General features: G+C 43.7%; 24 protein-coding genes. 14 read left to right on the forward strand and 10 right to left on the reverse strand.

Annotated features, from left to right (window positions below; genetic code table 11):
* Positions 1-59 precede the first annotated feature (59 nt).
* The gene (locus tag DXN04_RS22845) at positions 60-785 is read left to right on the forward strand and encodes an SDR family oxidoreductase (protein WP_116855723.1); all 726 of its coding nucleotides are present in this window, start codon (positions 60-62) and stop codon (positions 783-785) included.
* Positions 786-824: 39 nt separating this feature from the next.
* Here DXN04_RS22845 and DXN04_RS22850 read toward each other — a convergent pair whose 3' ends face one another.
* Positions 825-1,763: a helix-turn-helix transcriptional regulator gene (locus DXN04_RS22850; protein WP_158569113.1), complete on the reverse strand. Its 939-nt coding sequence runs from the start codon at positions 1,761-1,763 to the stop codon at positions 825-827.
* A 64-nt stretch (positions 1,764-1,827) separates the two neighbouring features.
* On the opposite strand from DXN04_RS22850, the gene DXN04_RS22855 reads away from it, so the two are divergent.
* Positions 1,828-3,360 (forward strand): FAD-dependent oxidoreductase, encoded by a 1,533-nt coding sequence (locus DXN04_RS22855; RefSeq protein ID WP_116855724.1) that lies wholly within the window; start codon positions 1,828-1,830, stop codon positions 3,358-3,360.
* Positions 3,361-3,371: 11 nt separating this feature from the next.
* Here the strand turns inward: DXN04_RS22855 and DXN04_RS22860 are convergent, their stop codons facing one another.
* The 3 genes from DXN04_RS22860 to DXN04_RS22870 form a co-directional block, all read right to left on the reverse strand.
* A complete protein-coding gene (locus tag DXN04_RS22860; protein ID WP_116855725.1) occupies positions 3,372-3,614 on the reverse strand; it encodes an Atu4866 domain-containing protein in 243 nt (80 codons plus the stop codon).
* Positions 3,615-3,707: 93 nt separating this feature from the next.
* Entirely contained in the window at positions 3,708-4,187 is a 480-nt protein-coding gene (locus DXN04_RS22865) for an SRPBCC family protein (protein ID WP_116855726.1), read from the reverse strand.
* A gap of 240 nt (positions 4,188-4,427) precedes the next feature.
* Entirely contained in the window at positions 4,428-5,996 is a 1,569-nt protein-coding gene (locus DXN04_RS22870) for a hypothetical protein (protein WP_147320037.1), read from the reverse strand.
* 130 nt (positions 5,997-6,126) lie between these two features.
* Between DXN04_RS22870 and DXN04_RS22875 the strand changes: the two genes are divergently transcribed.
* The 10 genes from DXN04_RS22875 (at position 6,127) to DXN04_RS22920 (ending at position 15,500) form a co-directional block, all read left to right on the forward strand.
* Positions 6,127-6,945 carry an SDR family NAD(P)-dependent oxidoreductase gene (locus DXN04_RS22875; RefSeq protein WP_116855728.1) on the forward strand — a complete coding sequence of 273 codons (819 nt, stop codon included), beginning with the start codon at positions 6,127-6,129 and terminating at the stop codon, positions 6,943-6,945.
* A 136-nt stretch (positions 6,946-7,081) separates the two neighbouring features.
* A complete protein-coding gene (locus DXN04_RS22880; RefSeq protein WP_116855729.1) occupies positions 7,082-7,960 on the forward strand; it encodes a helix-turn-helix domain-containing protein in 879 nt (292 codons plus the stop codon).
* A 108-nt stretch (positions 7,961-8,068) separates the two neighbouring features.
* Positions 8,069-9,520: a family 43 glycosylhydrolase gene (locus DXN04_RS22885; protein WP_116855730.1), complete on the forward strand. Its 1,452-nt coding sequence runs from the start codon at positions 8,069-8,071 to the stop codon at positions 9,518-9,520.
* Positions 9,521-9,741: 221 nt separating this feature from the next.
* Positions 9,742-10,908, forward strand: coding sequence for a hypothetical protein (locus DXN04_RS22890; RefSeq protein WP_116855731.1), 1,167 nt, complete (start codon positions 9,742-9,744; stop codon positions 10,906-10,908).
* Positions 10,909-10,911: 3 nt separating this feature from the next.
* Entirely contained in the window at positions 10,912-11,658 is a 747-nt protein-coding gene (locus DXN04_RS22895) for a hypothetical protein (protein WP_116855732.1), read from the forward strand.
* A gap of 161 nt (positions 11,659-11,819) precedes the next feature.
* Complete coding sequence (locus DXN04_RS22900; protein ID WP_116855733.1) at positions 11,820-12,356, forward strand: LOG family protein; 537 nt, start codon at positions 11,820-11,822, stop codon at positions 12,354-12,356.
* A gap of 110 nt (positions 12,357-12,466) precedes the next feature.
* A complete protein-coding gene (locus DXN04_RS22905; RefSeq protein ID WP_116855734.1) occupies positions 12,467-13,360 on the forward strand; it encodes an SDR family NAD(P)-dependent oxidoreductase in 894 nt (297 codons plus the stop codon).
* The gene (locus DXN04_RS22910; protein WP_116855735.1) at positions 13,347-14,120 is read left to right on the forward strand and encodes an AraC family transcriptional regulator; all 774 of its coding nucleotides are present in this window, start codon (positions 13,347-13,349) and stop codon (positions 14,118-14,120) included. Before DXN04_RS22905 ends, DXN04_RS22910 begins: the two co-directional genes overlap by 14 nt.
* An 82-nt stretch (positions 14,121-14,202) precedes the next feature.
* On the forward strand, positions 14,203-14,928 hold the full coding sequence (locus tag DXN04_RS22915) for an alpha/beta fold hydrolase (protein ID WP_116855736.1): 726 nt from the start codon (positions 14,203-14,205) through the stop codon (positions 14,926-14,928).
* Positions 14,898-15,500 carry a Crp/Fnr family transcriptional regulator gene (locus tag DXN04_RS22920; protein ID WP_116855737.1) on the forward strand — a complete coding sequence of 201 codons (603 nt, stop codon included), beginning with the start codon at positions 14,898-14,900 and terminating at the stop codon, positions 15,498-15,500. The genes DXN04_RS22915 and DXN04_RS22920 overlap by 31 nt, the downstream gene beginning before the upstream one ends.
* A gap of 150 nt (positions 15,501-15,650) precedes the next feature.
* On the opposite strand, the gene DXN04_RS22925 is transcribed toward DXN04_RS22920, so the two are convergent.
* The 3 genes from DXN04_RS22925 to DXN04_RS22935 all read right to left on the reverse strand — a co-directional run bounded on the left by DXN04_RS22925 (position 15,651) and on the right by DXN04_RS22935 (position 18,459).
* Entirely contained in the window at positions 15,651-16,613 is a 963-nt protein-coding gene (locus tag DXN04_RS22925; RefSeq protein ID WP_233525664.1) for a helix-turn-helix domain-containing protein, read from the reverse strand.
* A 6-nt stretch (positions 16,614-16,619) separates the two neighbouring features.
* On the reverse strand, positions 16,620-17,450 hold the full coding sequence (locus tag DXN04_RS22930) for an SDR family NAD(P)-dependent oxidoreductase (RefSeq protein WP_116855738.1): 831 nt from the start codon (positions 17,448-17,450) through the stop codon (positions 16,620-16,622).
* Between the two features lie 250 nt (positions 17,451-17,700).
* Positions 17,701-18,459 (reverse strand): SDR family NAD(P)-dependent oxidoreductase, encoded by a 759-nt coding sequence (locus DXN04_RS22935; protein ID WP_116855739.1) that lies wholly within the window; start codon positions 18,457-18,459, stop codon positions 17,701-17,703.
* A gap of 170 nt (positions 18,460-18,629) precedes the next feature.
* Here DXN04_RS22935 and DXN04_RS22940 point away from each other — a divergent pair, with 170 nt between their 5' ends.
* Both DXN04_RS22940 and DXN04_RS22945 read left to right on the forward strand, forming a co-directional pair.
* Positions 18,630-19,973: a TRAFs-binding domain-containing protein gene (locus tag DXN04_RS22940; RefSeq protein ID WP_116855740.1), complete on the forward strand. Its 1,344-nt coding sequence runs from the start codon at positions 18,630-18,632 to the stop codon at positions 19,971-19,973.
* A gap of 215 nt (positions 19,974-20,188) precedes the next feature.
* On the forward strand, positions 20,189-20,860 hold the full coding sequence (locus DXN04_RS22945) for a DsbA family oxidoreductase (protein ID WP_116855741.1): 672 nt from the start codon (positions 20,189-20,191) through the stop codon (positions 20,858-20,860).
* Here DXN04_RS22945 and DXN04_RS22950 read toward each other — a convergent pair.
* From DXN04_RS22950 to DXN04_RS22960, 3 genes are all read right to left on the reverse strand, one after another.
* Positions 20,857-21,183, reverse strand: a complete 327-nt coding sequence (locus DXN04_RS22950; RefSeq protein WP_158569114.1) for a toll/interleukin-1 receptor domain-containing protein — start codon at positions 21,181-21,183, stop codon at positions 20,857-20,859. The two genes, DXN04_RS22945 and DXN04_RS22950, sit on opposite strands and share 4 nt — an antisense overlap.
* Before the next feature lie 183 nt (positions 21,184-21,366).
* On the reverse strand, positions 21,367-22,212 hold the full coding sequence (locus DXN04_RS22955) for a helix-turn-helix domain-containing protein (RefSeq protein WP_116855743.1): 846 nt from the start codon (positions 22,210-22,212) through the stop codon (positions 21,367-21,369).
* Between the two features lie 6 nt (positions 22,213-22,218).
* A complete protein-coding gene (locus DXN04_RS22960) occupies positions 22,219-23,034 on the reverse strand; it encodes an oxidoreductase (RefSeq protein ID WP_116855744.1) in 816 nt (271 codons plus the stop codon).
* Positions 23,035-23,040 lie beyond the last annotated feature (6 nt).

Below are 23,040 nucleotides of genomic sequence, written 5' to 3' on the forward strand. Positions count from 1 at the left end.
GATGTGTTCCTGCCGCGGGGGTGGCGGACTGTAATTTTGTGCCTGTTAAATTATTAATTATGAAAATAGTATTGATAACAGGAGCAAATAAGAGTATAGGTTTTGAAACGGCAAAGCAATTATTGGAGCAGGGGTATTATGTATACCTTGGCTGCAGGGATATGGAGAAAGGTCAGCAGGCGGTGAAACAGCTGCAGGCCTGGGGCCTGGACCGGGTAGAGCCATTGCTGATCGATGTGGATAATTTAGCCTCTATACAGGCAGCAAGAACTAAGGTAAAGGCATTGGATGTGTTGATTAATAATGCAGGGATTAGCGGAGGGATGCCGAAGAGTAGTACGGAGACCGAGATTGGAGTATACAGGGAAGTGTTTGAGACCAATTTCTTTGGCGTGGTGGAGGTGACACAGGCATTTATAGATTTATTAAAGCAGTCAGCCGAGCCGCGTATTGTGAACGTGACTTCGGGGCTGGGGTCGCTGACCTGCCAGAGTGATCCGAATTATGTGCATTATAAGGTGAAGCCGGTGACCTATGTGGCATCTAAGGCGGCGTTGAATGCGTATACAATTGTGCTGGCTTATGAGCTGCGGGATACGGCGTTCAAGGTGAATGCGGTGGATCCTTGTTATACGGCTACGGATTTTAATAATCATAGTGGACCGGGTACTGTGCAGGATGCGGCGGCAAGAGTGGTGAAGGCTGCGATGATGGGTCCGGATGGGGCGACCGGGCAGTTCTTCAGTGACGATAATGCACCGGAGACGGGGATTAGTCCATGGTAATTTATAGAGAGCCGTCTCTTTTCCGGGAGGCGGCTTTTACTATTTTCTCAGGGAATTTGGCGTAATACCGAATTTCTTTTTAAATGCGCGTTGAAAATGCTGGGAATGTGTATACCCTAATTCATAGGCAATTTCAGAGATGGTTTTCTCTGTTTCTTTGATCAGTTTTTGTGCCTGTTCCAATCTTAGGTTCAATGCATAGTTCAATACAGAGGTTCCATAGAGCTGTTTAAAACCGGCTTTCAATTTATATTCGTTTAGCTGTGCTTCATTTGCCAGCTGCTCCAGGGAAGGTGGCTCCTGATACGATCGGGCTAAGATGCCGGCTGCATAATGCAGTTTCTCTATATCGGAATTTCTCAGTTTCAGACCACTGTGGTCTTTGGGGGTATGCAGCATTGACTCCCATTGCAGGCAAAATAATTCATTGACTACACTTTCAAAATAGAGCTTTTGTAACCGGGCTTGTTTAGGTGATTCCCAGAGATGATTGAGGATATGCGCGATCCTGTCAGCGAAACGATGATCGGGCGATTGGTGGAAGAGGGCTTTGCCTGCCGCCAGTTGAGTAGCCACATGGGAAAACTCAGGCAGGTATTCATGGAACAAGAAGAGCGCCTTGTCAATAGGCATGAGAATACTGATAATGCGATACTCCCCCTTCCCCATCAGTTGATTTTCCTCAAGTGTATCCGGATTAAAGAGGAAGCTATGGCTGCCCTGTGCGAGCACTCTTTTTTCGAACAAACCGACTTGCGTTTGTAAAATATTCCCTTTGACAACGAATGTAAACTCGGCCCATCCCGGACTATTGTAATGCTTCCATGAAGGAGTAGCTGCTACAGTAGTCATCGCGGCATCTGAAATGATAAAATCAGTGCCTTTATAAATTTGTAATACCCCGCTCCTGGCCCCAATTTGCCCTTCTATCTTTTTGTATTCAAACGTTTTTAGCTGTTGCAGCAGTTCATGGTACATTTTAATCCGTTTTGTGCACAATACATGGTGGTCTTCTTCCTGAAATTTGCATAAAAATAGATAAATGAAACAAGATAGCACACAGGTCATCATTGTAGGTGGTGGTATTACGGGCCTGACAGCCGCATTGTATTTAGGGCAACAGGGAGTCAGTTTCATTCTGATAGAAAAGCACAGGGGCACTTCTATACATCCCCGTGCAAGGACAATTGACACCAGGACTATGGAATTGTACAGGGGACTGGGACTGAGCGAAGCCCTGCGGGAGGGTGGTAAAGCACTGGCACCTGCCTGGGGAATACTGAGAGGTACGAACCTGGTGGAGACACTGGCGACTACTCAATCTGATGTGATCGGGAAGGCGAATTTTCCAAAGACCTTTGCTGCGATGAAAGCATTGGCAGAGAAATCACCGGAAAGTGTGTGCAGGTGTACCCAGGATATCAGTGAAGCAATTATTTATGCCAGGGCAGTGCAGCATGGGCTGGATCTACGATTCAATCATGAGCTGCAGGCATTTCAGCAGGATACGGACCGGGTGGAAGTGCTGGTAAAAAACAGGGAAACGGAGGAAGTATATGCGATACATGCACAATATATGATTGCGGCAGATGGTGCGAATAGTTTTGTAAGAAAACAACTGGACATTCCATGCACCGGGCATGGTGCCTGGATGGATCTCCTTAATATCTATTTTGAGGCTGATCTGGGCGCTTTGGTCAAAGGACGGGAGTTTAGTCAGTTCCTGGTAGATACGCCTGAAATCACCGGCTTTTTACTGGCTATTAACAATACTGACCGATGGACCTTCCACTTACATCGCCCTAAGGAGCAGGCGATAGAAGAGATCCTTCGGAAAGTGATTGGGATACCTGATTTAAAAGTAACTGTGCTGAGTACCCTGCCCTGGCAATTGACGGTGCGGATTGCAGCGCAATTAAGGGTGAACAGGATTTTTATTGCCGGCGACGCTGCGCATACCATGACGCCTTATGCGGGCAAAGGGGCCAGTGCAGGGGTCCAGGATGTACATAACCTGGCCTGGAAACTGGCGGCTGTTCTCAGGCATCAGGCGGGAGATGCGCTATTGGATACTTATCAAACAGAGCGACAGCCGGTAGGAGCCTTCTATGCGAATTTATCAGGAGAAATGGCGGGCAGGAATGGGCTGATTGATGAATCGAAGCTGTTGCAATATGGGGAGAAACTACTGGGGTTGCCGGATTACGGGTACCAGTCTACAGCGGTTGTGAGACCATCCGATGCTGCATTTAACTTCTTTAAAGGGGAGCCTGGCACCTGTATTCCCCATATGTGGCTGGATGAAGCACGTACACAATCAACGCTGGACTGGATAAAGGGTCAGTTTGTACTGGTGGCGAACGGGCATTTTGAATATTGGGACTCTGCGTGTAAAATGGCACCTGGGGTACGGCTGGTAAGACTGCCGGCGAATGAGGAATGGATGTCATTGACCCAGACTACGCCTACGGATGCCTTATTGATAAGACCTGATGATTTTGTAGCGGCCAGGCTGAATATTCTGCAACCATACCAGCAGTTGTCAGCAACCTTGTTAAAAGTTTGCGGAGCTTAGGTCCGCAAACTTTATTTTTCCCTGTAGAAAATGTATCCTCCGTGATGTAAGGTATCTTCATCTACGAATTTACCATCTGCTGTAAAGCCGGTATCATCCCAGTAGTCGATATGATCACCTTTGATTTCATAGCGACCGGTGTAGGCGCTTTGCCTGTTACCGCGTGCTTCATCATATCTGCCATTTGGCAGGAGTTCTTGCCTGATGTACTTATCAGCAGTCATCCACATACCCAGGTATTTTTGATTATCCATCGTGTTATAATTTGATAAAGCAAAATTAGCCTGTGGGGGTGGGTGGATGATTGCGTGGGGGAAACAAATACTTACAAAATTCAAACAGGCTGATTAGGCGAGCAGTTGATCCAGTGTTTCGTAAGTGGCTTTCATGCCATCTTCCATACCCATTTCGAGGATTTGTTCCAGGTCAGCCAGGGATTTGAAAGTAAGTACACTCTGCACAAGGGTCCTGTCACCCTGATCGGTGAAGGTGATGGTCCAGTCGGCACCGGGGATGTCTGTATTAATGTTTCCTTCTTCATCACAAAAGGCATCGGCGTATTGGAGTTCCTGGATGGGATGGATGGTTTTGTATTGGGTCATGCCCCAGTATTCGGTGCCGTTGGGTTCTACCATGGCGTAATGCCAGTGTCCGCCTTCACGGAAGTCCATGGATTTAGTCCGGGTGCTCATGGGAGGTGGCGCAAACCACTGTTCCAATAATTCGCTTCGGGTGTAGTGATCCCAGAGGCGTGCGTGGTCGGCCAGGAACTCACGTTGGATGGTCAGGGTGTTATTTCCCCTGTCAGGGGTGTAATTGAATAACATGATGAGGTAGTTTTATTTATTAATTGCGACAATGTTTGCGTCTGCCAGATCTTTCTTTTTGTCTACTAAGTGAATGCTGCAGCTAACAGGTATCTCACATGGGTTAGACTAAAGGTAATTATATCTAAGATATCATGGGAATTTACAAAATGTTGTTATAATTTTTCATTTTTGGGCAGAAAGGAATTATTGGTATGGGTCATATACCTATTGTTGTACACAACCCTGAATGGAGCGAGGTTATAGGGGATAGTGTTTTTGGGGCAATATTTCACCCTTTTCATTAAATCTCAGGCAGGGGTAACGATTATCTGTCCGGAGTGGCTGTCCCATTAGCTTTTCTACTGTAGCATAATAACACAGTATTGTATGATCCGGCAGTAATACCCACCTGGACTCCCCGCCATCATGCGTTTCGAGGATGAAGATGATTCCCTGTTCAATAAAATCCCGGGGGAAGCGATAATTGCATCCGCAGTGATGGTATTCAAAATTTCGTTTAGAATACAGTGGGTCATAATATGGAGCGGCTTCATCTTTTTTCACATCATCGTCATACTGAGCCCATTTTTCGGGGGATGAATTGATAGCGTTTATATTGTATTCATTTATAGGTTTGCTATCAAAGAAGAGAATGTTTAACTGGTCATTCGGGTGTGTAACAAGATAGTGCTTTATAAAACTATTTGATTGTACCCTTCCGACTACGTTTTTATATGCTGCTAAAACGGAGTCCCTGCTGTAGAGGGTTGCTCCTGTTTTAGAAAGGATTAATTCAATACTAACATTCGGCAACATCAGGTTATTATGAAGCATTACCTGCATTTTATTACCATTTCCCCAATATGCCCCATAGCCAATGATTCTATCAACAGAATTAATCTGAAAAGTGGGTTTTAATTCATCCATCTCCTTATCATAACTGTATCTTTCCTGTTGATTCAATGTCCTGCTGTTAGTTTCTATAATACTGTTGGCCATCCGGGTCAGGAGATTTTTCCCGGTGACAGGTGGGAATATTTTATCATCCCGTTTGAGAAGTTTCACAATGTTACGATCGAGGCCATAGTCAAAAAACTGCCGTCCATTCTCATCAGTCCAGGGAGAATAAGTGCCCCATACTACTTTCTTAGAACTTAGCTGGTTGACAATTTTACCATTGAAATAACAGGTGATAATATATTGAATGCGGGAGGAATGATGCATGTCATAATTCGTTCCCTCCACCAGATAGTCTTCCAGTTCCTTTTGGTAATTCCTGATGCTGGTAAGTTCCGAAAAAATAAATGATCGCTGTACTTCATTCCAATGATACTCTGCTGTGAACTTTGTGAGCTGAAGGACTTGCTCAGGATTTGCTTTAATCCAGGGCGTATCAATACCAAAACGTTGAAGGCTGACAATGTTATCTTCGGAATGGTGGATGCTATTCATCAGTTTTTTGACCCATGACAATGGAATGACCCTTTTTTCTTCCAAAGGTTTTATTTTTTCTTCATTATGTCTAAGGCTGTTTGTATCAATCCGGTGTCCTTTATATTTTACATATTTTTCAGGCGGATCGGCAAAAAGCGGCAGGAGTATTTTTGCAGGGAAATTAATGGGATGTCTTTCTACATATTTGTTGCCTTCCTTTACTAATAAAAACCGCATGTCAACACGGACGGAATCATCAGTGGTCTCTCTGGTCCAGCCTGTGTTCAAATGGCAATAACTGGTAATTACGATGCTATCGGGCAGGGTTTGTGCGCCTGCACTGTAGAAGATAAACAATAAAGGAAGGAAGTAAAATTGAGGCAGGGATTTCATGCATTTGAACATTTCTCATCCTAAGGTAGCCATTCCTGCCAATATGTAAAAATGTATAAAAACTTCCTACATCCGTATAAAATCGTCTTCCGCCACTGCCCTAGTTTTGTGTTATCAAATAACAAAACAAATGGCAAAGACAATATTCATTACCGGGGCTTCCCGTGGTTTTGGTAAATTATGGGCAGCAGCATTTTTAGAGAAAGGGCATAAAGTAGTTGCAACAGCGCGAGATCTGCGATCACTGGATGATCTTGTAAATAAATACGGCACCAACATCCTTCCTTTACAACTGGATGTCAATGACCGTGCAGCAGATTTTGCGGCCATCGCCCAGGCAAAGCAACATTTTGGCAGTATTGATGTGCTGATTAATAATGCAGGCTATGGTTTGTTTGGCAGTATTGAAGAAACTACCGAGCAACAGGCGCGGGAGCAAATGGAGACGAACTTCTTTGGGCTACTCTGGCTCACACAGGCCGTACTGCCGGTAATGCGTGCACAGGGACATGGCCACATCATCCAGCTTTCCAGTGTACTAGGCCTGGTCACCGTACCGATTTTAGGGTTATATAATGCTTCAAAGTTTGCCGTAGAAGGTCTCAGCGAATCCCTGGCACAGGAAGTAAAGGCATTTGGCATCAACGTTACCCTGGTGGAACCTAACCAGTTCGCTACAGACTGGGGCAGTGCTTCTGCTGCAGTGACCACACCTATGCCTGAATATGACGGTGCAAGAGCCTGGCTACAGGCAGCAGCATCAGAAGATAAGATTGGTATTCCGGAAGCGACAGTTCCTGCGATTTTACAACTGATCGACAGTGAAAATCCTCCATTACGTCTTTTGTTGGGCAAGCAGGGGCATCCCTGGACGAGACAGGTGTATGAGGGCCGTTTTGCGGAGTGGGATGCATGGCAGGAAATTGCTGCCGCCGCTCATGGTAAATAAGCCTATCTTTGACTTGAGGTTGTATCAAAAGTAATTTGATGAAATTTGGCATTCGATAAAACGAATTTCCTTCACCAGGGGTCCGAATTAAATCAGGAAATTTACTTTTGATACAACTTTTTCTAACTTCTATTTTATGCAGCACTTCAGCAGCCTCGCAGATATGCATCGTTTTAACGGCATCGACTTGCCGGAGAACCCGCTTTTTAGCGCTATACGATGTGTGAATTCATGTAACCTGGGTGACAGGGAATTTACGTCCGACTTCTATATGATCGCCCTGAAAAAACTGAAATCGGGCGTGATCCTGTATGGACGTACCAGGTATGACCATGATACAGGTAGCATGTCTTTTTACAAACCAAGACAGGTGGTTGAATTTAACAACCTGCAATTTGAGGAAGACTCGTTTCTCCTGTTTATTCATGAGGACTACCTCCATGGGCATAAACTGCATAACGAAATCAATAGCTATGGCTATTTTGATTATGAAATAAATGAAGCCCTGCACCTCTCGCCCAGGGAGGAACAGATCATGTGGGATCTCTATTATAAAATAGAAGGAGAATACCTGAACAATACGGATGAATATAGCAGAGATATCATTTTGACACATATTGATTCAATGCTGAAATATTCACAGCGTTTTTACAAGCGACAATTTATTAACCGGGCAAAGCTTTCCGGCAAAACAGTATCTGCGTTCCAGGAAGTGATGACTAAATATTTCAAAGAAGGTCAGGGGTTGCCGACTGTAAGTACGCTGGCTGCACAGCTGAATATATCTCCCAGGTACCTGAGTGACCTGCTGAAACAGGAAACGGGGAAGACGGCGATGGAGAATATTCATATTTACCTGATCAATGAGGCCAAGAACAGGCTGAAGACCCATCAGCAAAATATATCGGAGATTGCATATGAGCTTGGATTTGAGAACGTACCATACTTTTCCAGGTTATTCAAAAAAGAAACGGGCATCAGTCCCAACCAGTTTAAAAAACAGCTGATTAATTAAAGAATTTAATTAAATTTATTGTTAATCCTACCCCTACTATTGCTGCTTTTTACAGCGCTTAGAACCTGGCGCTTTTATTTTTTTTTGAACCCTATAAATTGAAAACCCATGGGAAATTCCACAAAATTGCTATTGTATGCAATTGTACTCAGCGTTTGTATCGGTGCCTGTAAGGACGATAACAAACTCAGTCGGCCCGCAGCGCTGGCCGCATCCTCCACAAGTGCAAGTTTAGTTGCTTCGGCCGCCCTTGATCTGATGAGCGGCAATCCTATTTTACCGGTTCCTACTGCCGATCCGGACATCCTGTATGCGAATGGCAAATATTACATTTACACGACTGCTACCGGCCCGAACAACAGCCAGTTTCATGCCTACTCCTCTGCTGATTTACTCAGCTGGAATGATGAGGGTGTGGTATTGGACCTGAATAATGTAAGCTGGGCGCATACCGGTGGCTGGGCCCCCTGTGTTGTAGCCCGTAATGGTAACTTTTACATGTACTTTACGGCTGCCAAGCAGATAGGGGTTGCCGTGAGTACGAGTCCTACCGGCCCTTTTACTGACAGAGGCAGTGCGCTGGCTACCGGCGATGGCACGGACCCTATTGATCCGATGGCCTTCATTGATACGGATGGGCAGGCTTACCTGTACTGGGGTAATACGACCTTTAACGTGCAGCCATTGAATGCAGATATGATCTCGCTGACCGGCACCCGTACCCATGACAAGCCATCCAACTATTTCGAGGCTCCCTACATGCTGAAGCGGAATGGTGTTTACTACCTGATGTATTCTATCAATGACTACAGGAATGACGACTACCATGTGGAATACGCTACATCCGGTACGCCTATCGGCCCCTGGACGACCAAAGGGCGAATTACATCTCCGACCGGGAATATAAAAGGCCCGGGACATAATGCTGTGATCCGGAAAGCGGGATGTAGTGATGAGTACTATTTTGTATATCACCGCAGAACAAGTACGAATGTAGATGAAAGACAAGTGGCGATTGACAGGATGTTTTTTGATGGTTCCGGTAATATTCAGCCTGTACGTATCACGACTTCAGGAGTGATAAAATACGATGGTATTTGCTATGCACCCAATCCTGTTGCAGATGGTACTTATGCGATCAGGTGTAAGGTCAATACCACCACAGGAGCAGGTTTATATCTCGATATACCGGGGTGCTCCGCCGACAATGCGGATGTAAAGACCTGGACAAGGACCGCTTGTGACGGACAAAAATGGACGCTCACCTACCAGAACAATGGTTTCTATAAGATCATTTCCGCATTGCCTAATCATAAATCACTGGATCTGAATTCCTGTGGTCTGGACAGGGGTACCAATATTATGGTATGGGACCAGTTGTCAAATGATTGCCAGTTGTGGAAAATAGAGGCATTGGGTAATGGGTATTACAGGATCTGGGCGAAAGGAAGTAATAACGTGATGGACCTGGCGAATAGCGATCCGACACCGGGAGCGGATATCAGGTCATGGACATGGAATGGAGCAGATGCACAGCAGTTTAGTTTTGAGGCACCGTGATATCAATTATTATACGCCTCCAGGTTTAGCGACCTGGAGGCCTTAAGGAACCCTGATCAACAGCAGGAAATCTTCGGTGTTGTGGTTAAAAACACCGTTTAGCCTGGTAGAAAGAATTGAGCGCATTGGGATCATTTCAACGATGTTTTTATTAAGCAGGAGAAACAAATATCAATAAAAGAATATATCTTCATTGTTTGTTGTCAAAAACCCTGATACCTATGTTCGAAAACCAGATTACCACCAGCAGAAATGTGCTCGTTGTATTACAGAAAGAAATGAATGCAGAAACCCGCTATTTAACAGATCATTTTTGTGGGGAAGTAGTTTATAGTCTTGCCGAAGTGCCTGAAGGCAAGAGAATTTATGTTTGTGGGGATGTTTCAGGCATCCATGATACCTCTTTTTTAGTTATAAAAGAGCTCTCCGATAATTATGAGGGACATGGTACCCTTATTACCCTGGGCGAAGTACCGATTGTGATCAGTAAGGCTGGTGTGTTTTTCAGGAAGTTCTTTCCGGAGGATGATTACTTTAACAGAATTAAATCAGAACATGCATTCCAGGAACTGACAGAATCCAATAAGCCATCAAAAGCATTGAGGAAAGGCATCTACCTAACCAACATTACAAGGGATGAAAAGGAGGTGCTGCATTATCGCCTATTGAGGTGCTCCAGTAATTTAACCGGGCCTACTGATAATTTCAGGACGACTGACCATAAAATTATAAATGCACTGAATGAAGCCGTCAAATATGTATTTGAAGAGAAGACGGAATTGAATCATGTATTGGCACAGATCTACGAAAATAAAATAACAGGGGAAAAGGAAGTGAAGTCAAGGATTAAGGCGCATTCTGACAAAACGAAGGATATGCCTAAAGAGGGATTGATCGTCTTTTGTACATTTTATGACGGTACTGATCTGGATCAGTTTAAGGTGCCTGACACTGACAGGTATGACAGGTGCCATAAGAAAGTCAGCGCTTTCACAAAGTTGCATTTTAAGTTAAAGAATACGGTGGAAGATGCATCTTTGGATAAGGAATTCAGTGTAACATTATACCCTAATTCAGTGTTTATGATCCCACTTTCTACTAATCGATTATATACACATGAGATCAGGCCTTCTGTGCTGGGTGCGGACGTTATTCCGACCAGGCTGGGTTATGTGGTGCGGTGTTCAAACATGGAGGCGCAGTATATGGATAAGCAGGTGTATATTAAGGAGAATGGAGAACTCATTAAGTTGGAATTGATGACGGAGGATGGGCAGTATGATCTGAAAGGTTCGTATTATGAGGAGAATATTTCAGAGAAAAGTATTCAATATGGGAAAGTACATTTTAGTATGAATGCGGGAGATTATGAAAAACCTATTTATTAAGCAATGTTTTCGAAAATCACACTGGATATAAAGGAGAATTTATTTAATGAGTTGTTGGAATCGGTCAATTTTGATGCAGTGGCGAAAGGGAGAATGGGGAATCACCTGGTAAAGGAAGATGAACAGGGGGTACCGATTGTACGAACAACTACAAAGTATAATAAGGCGGCCAATACTTTTTCTGATCTGCATTGCAGGCTGGTTGATTGTATTAATGCCACATTGGAGGGGATACCTGTACAGCATTTTAATAATGCGCTGACAGAGGTGTATGACCGTACTTATACTAAGATGGGGTTTCATTCTGACCAGGCTTTGGATTTGGATCCTCATTCATATATAGGTGTCTTTTCCTGTTATGAAAGGCCAGCCGAACATGTGCGGCAATTAATTGTGCAGGATAAGGTAAGTGGGGAGGAGTCAGCGTATGCCATGACGCATAATTCTGTCGTATTGTTTTCGGTAGAGAACAATACAAGGTTCCTGCATAAAATTGTATTGGACGGAGCAGCTAATTCCAATAACAGGTGGCTGGGGATTACATTCCGGGTTTCAAAGACGTATATACAATTTGAGGGGGATGTGGCCCGGTTTGCGGATGGAGAGGTATTGACATTGGCTACTGATGTGCAGGAGAAGGAGTTTTACAGGTTGCGGGGTGAAGAGAACAGGAGTTTGGGATTCAGGTATCCGGAGCTGCGGTATACAATTAATAAGGCGGATATGATAAGGCCTGAAAAATTTAAATAGATGGAACATTCCGGGAGTTGGGAAATAGGGAATGGGGCCAACCCGGCTTTATTATAAGGATATGCAATTAAGCGCTTGATGGAAAGAGGGAATGAGGAGTTGAAAAAGATGATTGAAAGCGCATTTTACCATATTGGTGAAAGAAATTTTTACATTTGCGGATGATTTCAACATTCAAATCTGCCGCTGTATTTTGCGGTTCTAAACCCGGCTTGCATCCTCTTTTCGCACAACATGCATCTACACTTGGGAAGTTGTTGGCCCTGCACAGGGTTACCCTCATTTATGGGGGTGGTAATACAGGACTGATGGGCATAGTAGCAAATGAAGTACTGGATAATGAGGGAGAAGCCATTGGAGTGATGCCGGATCTTTTAATTCAAAGAGAATTCAGGCATGATAAGTTAACCCAGTTCCATATTGTGGAAGACATGCACGCAAGGAAGAAGTTGATGTACAGTTTATCGGAAGCGGTGATCATTCTGCCCGGTGGCATTGGCACTTTTGACGAGATGATAGAGGTAATGGCCTGGAATAGCCTGAGCATTCATAATAAGAAAATCTATGTCATTAATTCAGATGGATTCTTTGATCTGTTTATACAGCAAATGTACAAATTGCAGGAGCATGGATTTTTATATTCGGATGTATCGGCTGCATTTGAGGTAGTGAGTTCCCCTGAGATGATTTTCAAATGAATTTCATAAACGACAAATTGAGATGGACCTTTTACAACAGTAAATCTGGACTTTTCAGGAAAGCGAGTTGAAAATTTTACAGGCAATTTTGTACTGTAAAATTTTTAGCAATGGAAAAACACAAGGCATACATTATTACAGGGCCTACCTCCGGAATTGGATTAGCTACTGCATTGGAACTTGCAAAACACGGTACGCTGATACTCGTGGGCAGGAACAGGGAAAAGCTTGAGAGTGTGCAGAAGCAAACAGGGAATGCTATACCGGTGGTGTGTGATCTTTCGGATCTGACGAGTGTAAAAAGTGCGGCCAGGGAAATTATTGGTCTGCAAGTTCCTATCGCAGGATTGTTGAATAATGCCGGAATGATGTCTTCTAAAGCGGCAAAGAATGCGCAGGGCTGGGACCTGACATATGCTACTAACCACCTCGGGCCATTTGCACTGACAGAAGCATTGGTGCCACATCTTCCTGATGGGTGTAATGTTGTTTTTATTGCTTCGGCTATTGAAGATCCTGCGCGTAAGCCTGTAAAAATGATGGGGATGAAAGGAGGTCGTTATATCTCTGCTGCTGCGAGTGCAGCCGGGAAATGGAAAGAAGGCGGGACTAAAATGCCGGGTATTGATGCATATGCCACTTCCAAACAGTGTATCTTAGCAGCAGCCCTGGCTTTTGCAAGGGAAAATCCAAGATTACACTTCAATGCCATAGAGCCGGGTATAACAAGAGGAACAGGATTGGGTGCGGCGGATGTGAATGCTTTCGTTCATTTCCTTTTTGGCCATTTGATGGCGATCATTCCTCCTTTTTCAAGGTATAGCAGTACGCCTGCCAGGTCGGCAAAAGTAATCTGCAAAGTACTGACCGATCTATCCGGCAAATCAGGGCTTTATTATAATGAAAAAGGGGTACCCATGCGAGGGTCTGATGAAGTGATGGATCCAATATTCCAAGACCGGGTTGTGGCTGAAACAAGAGCCTTATTACATGAAAAAAGCTAAGGACATTTCACCTGAACATTTCATTGCAGAACATTTCTTTGTGTATACCATCAAGGGAACAATGAACCTGTTTGACGGCAATGAACATCGTGCACTACAGGCCGGGGATAGCTGTATAGCGCGCAAAAACCGCCTGGGGCGAATTCATAATGTAAGGGAAAATGATGAACTGGAAAAAGTGATCATTGCCTTTGACGAGAAATTCCTGCAGTCGTTCCAGGAAAAACATAAGCTCAGGGCGGCTAAGTTTAAGCCTGTAAATACCTTTATACAGCTTAAGCAACATCCCCTCCTACCCTATTATATTGATTCTCTACAACCCTATTATAAGCATGGAAATTTGCTGGCACCTTTTGGCGAGGTGAAACGCGAAGAACTATTACTGATCCTGCTGAAAAGTCAGCCCGAATTAGCAGGATTATTCTTTGATTACGGAATGCCTGGTAAGATAAACATTGAAGCATTCATGAGCAGGAACTATCAATTCAATATCAGTATTGAGCGTTTTGCTTTTCTTACGGGGCGTAGTTTATCTGCTTTTAAAAGAGATTTCAAGCAGGCATTCAATGAATCGCCCGGTCGCTGGCTGGTATTGAAACGATTACAGGAAGCTTATTTTCTTATTGAGAAAAAACATAAAAAGCCGTCGGAGATTTATCTTGATTTGGGGTTTGAAACCCTGTCTCACTTTTCCTATGCGTTCAAGGCACATTTTGGGCTTACACCTACCGCACTGCTTGCACGGAGGGGTGGACAATAGTTTGTGACACTGGACAATAATTTGTGACCCTGGTCACGGCAGTAAAAAATCCCTGTATTTACTTTTGTTTCAAATTGTAGATATGAAACAAAGTATGGTTTTACTTCATGGCTTGTTTGGTCAATTGAGCAACTGGGATGATGTTGTTGAACAATTCGGGCAATCCTACGATATGCATGTTCCATCACTGCCTATCTATGACACGCCAAAGGATGAGCCCCTCCTCTTCTTACTGGAATATGTTGAGCATTACATGGAGGCAAACAGGCTGAGGGACATCATCCTGGTTGGTAATTCACTGGGAGGTCATATCGCGGTCTTATATGCTGCCCGGCATACGCATAATGTTCAAAGGCTGATCTTAACGGGGAGTTCAGGTTTGTATGAAAACACGAATATGGGCAGTTTTCCAAAAAGAAGTACGGCAGCTTATATTCAGGCGCGGGTTGAATACACCTTTTACGATCCCGCTGTAGCTACGGCAGCATTGGTTGCACAGGTGTTAAGTATTACTACAGATCCTCAAAAGTGCCTGGGGGTTCTCCGGGTAGCCAAATCTGCGCAGCGGCATTATGTAGCTGATCTTTTACCACAAATAACTGCGCCAACTTTATTAATTTGGGGGCGTGAAGACAGGATCACCCCTATGCAGGTAGCTAAGGAATTTGAACACCTGATTCCGGATACCCAGCTGGTGGTGATTGATGCATGTGGGCATGCGCCCATGATGGAAAAGCCGTATGACTTTAACTTTGCCTTGCAACAATATTTAAATTTATGCCATTACCATCCTACTACCAAAGGCTAATCAAGAAATACCCGCAGGTCTCGGTCGAAGAGTGGCAATTGCTCGATCAACTGGCGACTGTGCGGCATATCAAAAAAGGGGAGCATTTTCTGCGGGTGGGAAAAGTAGCACGTAATGCGGCGTTCATCTTATGCGGGCATTTTAAATATAGCTTTACCGGTGATGATGGTAGTGAGAAGATCCTGAAATTCGGCTTTACGGATGATTTTCTCACCAATTGTCAGAGTTTTAATAATAATAAGCCTTCTTACCTGAACATTACGGCCCTGGAGGATGCTGTGATCCTGAGATTTAATATTAACAACGTTCGACCTTTGTATGACCTGCATTGCAGTATACTGCATGTAAATATCCAGGTATACCAGGATATCATGGAAGAACAGGCGGAACATCAATACATACTTTCACTCAAAAGTCCACTGGAGCGGTATCGCTTCCTGATGCGCAACCGTCCACTGATCATACAGAAGATCTCCCTGACGAATATTGCCAGGTACCTCTTTACCAGCAGGGAGGCCCTGAGCCGGGCAAGGGTAATGATGACCAAAAACCTGGGGGGCTCGCTTACCTGATTCATTACCCGGGCATTACTTACTTATCATTTCATCACTACCTTTTTAACCAAATTGAAGAGAAAGTGAAATTGAAAATAAGCGTCATGGCGGTTTTCATTGTCTTACTAACAGGCAAGAAATATTATTCTCCTATTCTTGAAATGACAGCTAGTTAAATGACTGCCTGAACTGCAATGGAGAAATCTTTGCTTTTACCTTGAAAAACTTGCTGAAAGATTGGGAGTGCTCGAAACCCAGCTGGTAAGCGATTTCAGATGCAGACAGGTTCGTGGTGGATAATAGTTCCTTCGCTTTTTCAAACAGTTTCTCCTGGATCAGTTGTTGTGCATTCTGGCCGATGAGGGAACGCAGCATATCACTCAGATAACCTGTAGAAAGATTTAATTGCTCCGCAAGGTATTGAACGGTAGGTAATCCCGGTGTATCATTCTCAAAGTAGTTATTCAACAATTCTTCTACACGTTGTAATAAATCGTTGTGCACGACCTTGCGGGTGATGAACTGACGCTTATAAAAACGATTTGCGTAGTTCAGTAATAACTCGATGTGGGAGATGATTACATCCTGGCTAAAATCGTCTATCCTGCTATTGAGCTCAGTGTCGATCATGGTAAAGATGCTATGGATGGTCTGCTTTTCTTCTTCTGAAAGGTGTAATGCCTCGTTAGTAGAATAAGAAAAGAAGCCATATTGCCTGATCTTTTTGGCAATGGGGTAGTTTAACAGGAAATCGGGGTGGATCAGTAATACGTAATCGGAACAGGTGGCAGCGTGTTCGTCATTGCCACCGATGATCTGACCCGGGGCGGCGAACAGCAGCCCTCCTTCATCAAAATCATAGTAGCTCTGGCCGTAACGTATTTTTCCGCTCAGTTTGGGTTTATAAGAGATCTTATAATATTTCAGTACATGGGTGCCTAATGGTGCGTGTTCCATCAGGCTATTGCGCCCATTGAACAGACTTACCAGGGGATGCTTCGGGGCAGGTAAGCCTGCCATGCGGTGCATTTCAGTCAGCGAGTCCGGGTGATGGAATGAAGGTCCTTCTTTTTTCATATTCTTTTGCATTAAAGAATGATAACCGGCACAAAGGTCGGTTATCATTCTCATATTATCTTATTTTGATTCTCCCTGTGCGGCCACAGAGATGTCATTCCAGGCTTCCCAGGTGGCGATGCGTTCTGCATAGGCTGCGCGTACATCCGGCAGATTGTGACTACCCAGGTTAAAGCGCAGCGGCGGATTTTCTGCATCCACGATTTTGAAGAGGGCGGCTGGTGTAGCATCCGGATTACCTCTTTCCATGCCCCTTAACTGGCCGAAAAACTGCTGTTTAAAATCATCATAGATGTCTAGTCCCGCAGCAAATTTTAAGGAGTCCTGGCTACCGAATTCCGTAGCATAAGCGCCGGGCTCTAAAATTGTCACTTTGATTCCGAACTGGCTTACTTCTTTTGAAAGACTTTCGTGCAGTGCTTCAAATGCCCATTTGGATGAACAGTAATTACCGATTACGGGCATTGCCAAATGACCGAGTCCGCTGGAGGTGCCTAGTATGTGCCCTCCACCCTGTGCTCTCAGCAAAGGCAAAGCAGCCTTAATGACGGCCAGGGGGCCGAATACGTTCGTGTCGTAAAGTGCCTGCATATCTTCCGCACTTGCTTCTTCGATGGTACCTACCAGGGAATATCCTGCATTATTGAGTACGATATCAAGTCTGCCGAAATGGGAATGGGCCTGGGAAACAGCTTTTTTCACCTGCTCCGGATTTGTAACATCCAGTTCCAACGTTAACACATTTTCGCCATACTTATCTTTGAAGTCAGCGATGCTGGAGAGCTTTCTTGCTGTAGCTGCGACCTTATCCCCACGCTGAAGTGCTGCTTCTGTCCAAACTCTTCCGAATCCACGGGATGCCCCTGTAATAAACCATATTTTACCTGCCATGTTGTTGATGTTTTTAATTATAGAACAAAGATCGGCAGGTATCGTTTAGGGGGTGTAGCTTTATCAGGGGACTTTGTAGCCAAATCAAAAATCTGGTATTTTTTGTGTTTAAATCGGGAAGAGCTTGTAGCAAAAGTAATTTGAACGGATTGAGGGTTAGAAAAATTCTCTCCATCCATTGAATCCGGGTGATTTTACACTTTTGATTTGATGCAAGCGATCTAAATGTGCCATAAAGTGTAGCTGGAGCTTACCACGGAATGTTTAAATTTTCCCAGCGGGTATAGGTGCCACTGGGGCCATCGGGGCCAAGTAAGGCAATCCTGACCACCTCCCTGGAGCCATCTTCGATGGTCTCAGTTCCCTGGAAATTATTCAGCGCTGTCTTTGTGAATTCTGGTGATACCAGGTTTACCTTGATACCATCATTCTCATGCTCGATCATCATAGCAAGGGCCATGATATTCATCGCACTTTTAGAGCCGGCATATGCCGGGCTGAACATCTTCCTGTATGGGAAAGAGGGGTCAGCATTTAAGGTGAGAGAACCGGCACTGCTTGAAACATTTACAATACGGGCATCGGCAGAGCGTCTTAACAAAGGCAGCATGGCCTGGTAGACAGCGAGGGCACCAAATACGTTTGTTTCCCAGATGGCGCGAACTTCGTCAAGAGAGACAGTGCTGGTACCATATAAAGATGCATAATTTTCAAGCGTTACATCATTTCTGTCTGATCTTGAGATGGCAGCGTTATTTACGAGCAGATCCAGGCGGCCGAATTCAGTACGGATCCGTTCCGCAGCAGCGGCGATAGAAGCGGCATCGGTGACATCAAGCTGGATGGCAATGCCACCTACTTCCTGAGCGGCGGCCTGGCCACGTTCAAAGTTACGTGCGCCCAGCAATACTGTAACGCCATTTGCTGCCAGTTCTTTAGCTACCTGTTTACCTACGCCCTGGTTGGCACCGGTTACGAGGGCGATTCTTTTGTGAGCAGTATTTGTCATAGTTCAGTTTTTTAGTAGTACAAAGGTCAATGTAAGGCGGGTGATGGGTGTAGGTAAATTGGGGGAATTTGTAGGCGAAATGGGGGTGTGAGGGATGAAAAATACAAACTAGTTGGTATTGTCTGCCAGTTGAATTAGGGGGATCTTTAGTATAAGTAATATTTCTTATAATGAAACCATTGTGCTTTGTCATCATGCCTTTCAACAGGAAAAAAGATGCTGAAGGAAACGAGATTGATTTTAATGCAATATATGACACTTTAATTGTGCCTGCCATCGAAGCGGCAGGTATGCAGGCGATCAGAGCTGATGAGGAGACGGTAGACGGCATTATTCACAAACCTATGTATGAGCGCCTGATTCTTTGTGACTACGCAGTGGCAGACCTTACCACGTCCAATGCCAATGTGCTTTATGAACTGGGCATCCGGCATGCCGTAAAACCGCATACAACGATTAATATCTATGCGAATGGGTCTCCATTGCCCTTTGATGTAAATTCGGTTCGTTGCATGCCCTATTCTTATGATAAGAAAAAAGGACTTACAAAGCCGAAAGAGGATATGGAGAGCCTGACAGGGAAATTGAAAACAGCTAAGAAGAGAAAGGATACTGATAGCCCTATTTACCAGTTGGTAGACGGTATATCATTTCAAAACAGCGTAGCGCATCAAAAAACAGATATATTCCGCGACCAGGTGGAATATAATGTGGAGATGAAGAAAAAGCTAAAAAAAATAAGAAGCAATAAAAAGTACAGTACTGCACAGATACTGGAGGAGCTGGACAAAATTGAAATAGATCCGGAAAACGAGGAAGCAGGTGTATTAATTGATTTCATGATTTCTTACCGCTCTTTGGGAGCCTATCCCAGAATGATCGCTTTTATAGAAAACATGCCCAGCCATGTCAAAAACACAGTCATGGTACAGGAACAATTGGGTTTTGCCTATAATAGAACCGGTGAAAAGGAAGAGGCCATAAGGGTGCTTGAAGGGGTATTAAAACAAAATGGTCCCAGTAGTGAAACATATGGGATCTTAGGAAGGGTTTATAAAGATCTCTATGATGCCGCGATTATTGATCAAAATATAGCAAAGGCCAAAGGGTACCTGGATAAAGCCATTGAGACCTATCAGAAAGGCATGGAGGCAGACTGGCGGGATGCGTACCCTGGAACAAATTTATTGACTTTATTGTACGTAAAAGGAGACTTTGAGAAAATCCAGTCACTGGCATGTGTGGTAGAATATGCAGTACAAAGAAAACTGGCTAAATCTGAAGATTACTGGGATTATGCTACGCTGGTAGAAATAGCGCTGGTGACAGGAAATGAAAGAAAGGCGCTTGAGAATTTTGAGAAAGCGATCGTTTGTGACAAGGATTTGTGGATGCTGGAGACTACTGTAAATACGCTGGACCGGATGCTGAAGGTGGCTCAGAAGCGAAAAGAAAAAGCCACGCTGATAAAAAAGGTATTAAAGCTCTTCAATGAGCAGATTAAGAAATGGTGATATGATTAATAATTAGCTCCCACATCAAACCACCTGTTTTATTTTACGGGACGTTCGACGGATGGAATTCTGATTTACAGTTTTTTATGATGAACCGGGAACACTTTTTTAAGGGGCGGGTAGTCACCTGGAGGTAAGTGCTTACATTTGGTAACTAAATGTAGATAATTTTGTAGCCTGGAGAATAGTTATTACCAGTCATTTAAAAAGTTAATATGAAAGTAGAAATCTGGAGCGATATTATGTGCCCATTTTGTTATATCGGGAAGCGGAATTTTGAAGCTGCATTGAATAATTTTCCGAATAAAGAATTGATTGAAGTAGAGTGGAAGAGTTTTCAGCTGGATCCGACTATCCCGGAAAAGCTACCCCAACAGGCATCTATTTATGAGTATGTGGCGGAACGAAAAGGAATGAGTTATGAGCAATCCAGAGAATTACATCAACAGGTAATTCAATATGCGAATAGCGTAGGGCTTACATATAACTTTGATAAGGCCATCGTGGCAAATTCGCTCAATGCTCATCGGATTATACAATTTGCGAAGACGAAAGGTTTGGGTGACCAAGCAGAGGAGCGGTTCTTTTATGCTTACTTCACAGAAGGGAAAAACTTAGGTGATATTAGCACGCTGAAGGAATTGGGCAAGGAAATCGGGTTGGCGGAAGCGGAGGTGGATGAAGCACTGACAAACCCGGTGTATGTACAAAAGGTGCATAGTGAAGTCAATGATGCGCAGGCATTGGGGCTGAGAGGGGTTCCATTTTTTGTAATTAACCGCAAATATGGGATTGCGGGTGCGCAACAGCCTGCTGAAATAGGGAGAGCACTGGAAAAGGCGTTTGGAGAATGGCAGCAGGAACATGCTTCCTCAACTAAAATTTAATCATTATTAACAAAATTTCTGCCTTTCAACTTTTCAGGAATTGCTTCATTAGGAAAACGGCAATTACTAAATGAGCAATTCCTGAACGATTCAAGTTTACACCATTCACTCTGAACGGAATATGGGGACATGATGAGAATACAGGCATCAGTGCGTTTTAGTGCACGGATAATTTTTTCAGGGAATACATCGCCGATCTTTATTGTGCTTTTATCGAAGAACGTATGGTAGCCTGCCTGGTTGAGAGCAGCATTGAGCGTTCTTGCAAATGCCTCGTCTTCCCGGGCATAACTGATGAATAATCGGGGTCTTAATGCAAACATAAAATGGGATATCATCAAATTTATTACGATATTGATAAAATAAAAAAAAGAACTTTAGCGCCCAGGACCATTCTCTTGTAGTATCTTTCAGCCGCTTGTTTGAGGCTAAACCAATGGAGTTTAGAAAGTCGTTTAAAAATTAACTATTTGACGATATTTATTTTGGCAGGAAGAGAGATGCATTCACTTCCCGGGATTTTTGACTACCTGCTGGAAACCCTGTTCGGTTAACTCGGTTGGAGTCAGGCCATATTGTTTTTTGAATGCGAAGGAAAAGTGAGACAGGTTTTCAAAGCCCACTTCAAGATATACATCTGACGGGCGTTGCCTTTTCTTTGAGATCAGGTAATGGGCTTGCTCTAAACGCTTTTGCTGGAGCCACTTTTCCGGTGTTGTGTCGAAGATTTTTGTAAAATCTCTTTTAAAGGTTGAAAGGCTGCGTCCTGTGAGTTTAGCAAACGACAGTAAGGGAATGTTATACTTATAATTGTGGTTCATAAACGTTTCCAGGTCTATCTTGTGTGGCTCCTGGAAATCAAACAGGAAATTCTGAAAGAGGTCTCCTGCCTGAAGTAACAGCTCAATTGCTTCCAGTGTTTTAAGTTCCGCAATCTTTGCTGTCAGGTTCTTCGGGTTGTCAAGATATGGTAACAATGAATCAAAGAAACCTTTTAAAAATACGTTTCCTGTCAGGTCGATCAAAGCTTTATCTTTATAGGTGCTTTGCCTGGGAATGTTATTTTTTACTGCATATTGGTGTAAAGTGTTTTGGTCAATAAACAGGCAGATTAATGAAGGTGCTTGTCCATTTTGATCCGCTTTTTTCAGTTTTTTGAATAACTGGTTTCTACGCATAAGACAGATGGCACCTTTTTTCATGACGAATGCTCCTTCGTTTGAGAAATAATACGATTCCCCTGAGAGCATTATCCCTAAAGCGTGGTCGGGAAAATAATGTTCGCTACTTTGAACTTTTTGATAGCCACAGGCATACAGGACATTATGTTGAAGAAAAATATTGTTTTCCATTGTTTGTTATTTTATCTGGCTCATTATTAATTTATCCATCAGCTTATCGGATAAAAGCTTACTTAAGATAAATAATGCCCTTGAATTCATATCCTTCACCGTATACCTGGTTTTTGGCTGTGCTGCTTCGATCCCTTTTTTTACGAGATTCGCTATAACTATAGGTTCTGCGAGACCAGTGGATAATTTGGTAAATGCTTTATGTGTTTTAGCTGCAAGTTCTTTGTAAGCTGTATGTCCTGATACCTTCATTAAACTATCTGTAGCGATAGTTCCCCATTCCGATTTAGTAGCTCCTGGTTCAACCACTATGACATCGATACCGAATTGCCGGACTTCAATACGCATACTATCGCTCAATGCTTCCAATGCAAACTTGCTTGCATGATACCACCCACCTAATGGAAATGCAATTTTACCACCTACTGACGAGATATTTACTATTTTACCATATTTATTTTCCCGCATTTTGGGTAACACCAGCTGGGCCAGGCGCATGGCACCAAACACATTTACTTCCAGCTGATAGCGGGCATCTGCAATGGGTACGTCCTCTATTGCACCTTCCAAACCAAAGCCTGCATTGTTTATTAAAATGTCAATGCGCCCTGCTTCATCCAGAATCCGGCTGATCACGTCCCTGATACTTTCATCTTTTGTAACGTCTAATACAAGAGGTTTGATTCCATAGGATTCAAGATCCTGCATTTTTTCCATCCTGCGTGCAGCGCCATACACATTGTAGCCATTTTGTGCTAAGAGGATAGCCGTAGATTTACCAATTCCAGCCGAAGCTCCGGTAACTAAAACTACTTTTTTCATTGCTAT

The organism is Chitinophaga silvisoli (assembly GCF_003412465.1).
Lineage (GTDB): Bacteria > Bacteroidota > Bacteroidia > Chitinophagales > Chitinophagaceae > Chitinophaga > Chitinophaga silvisoli.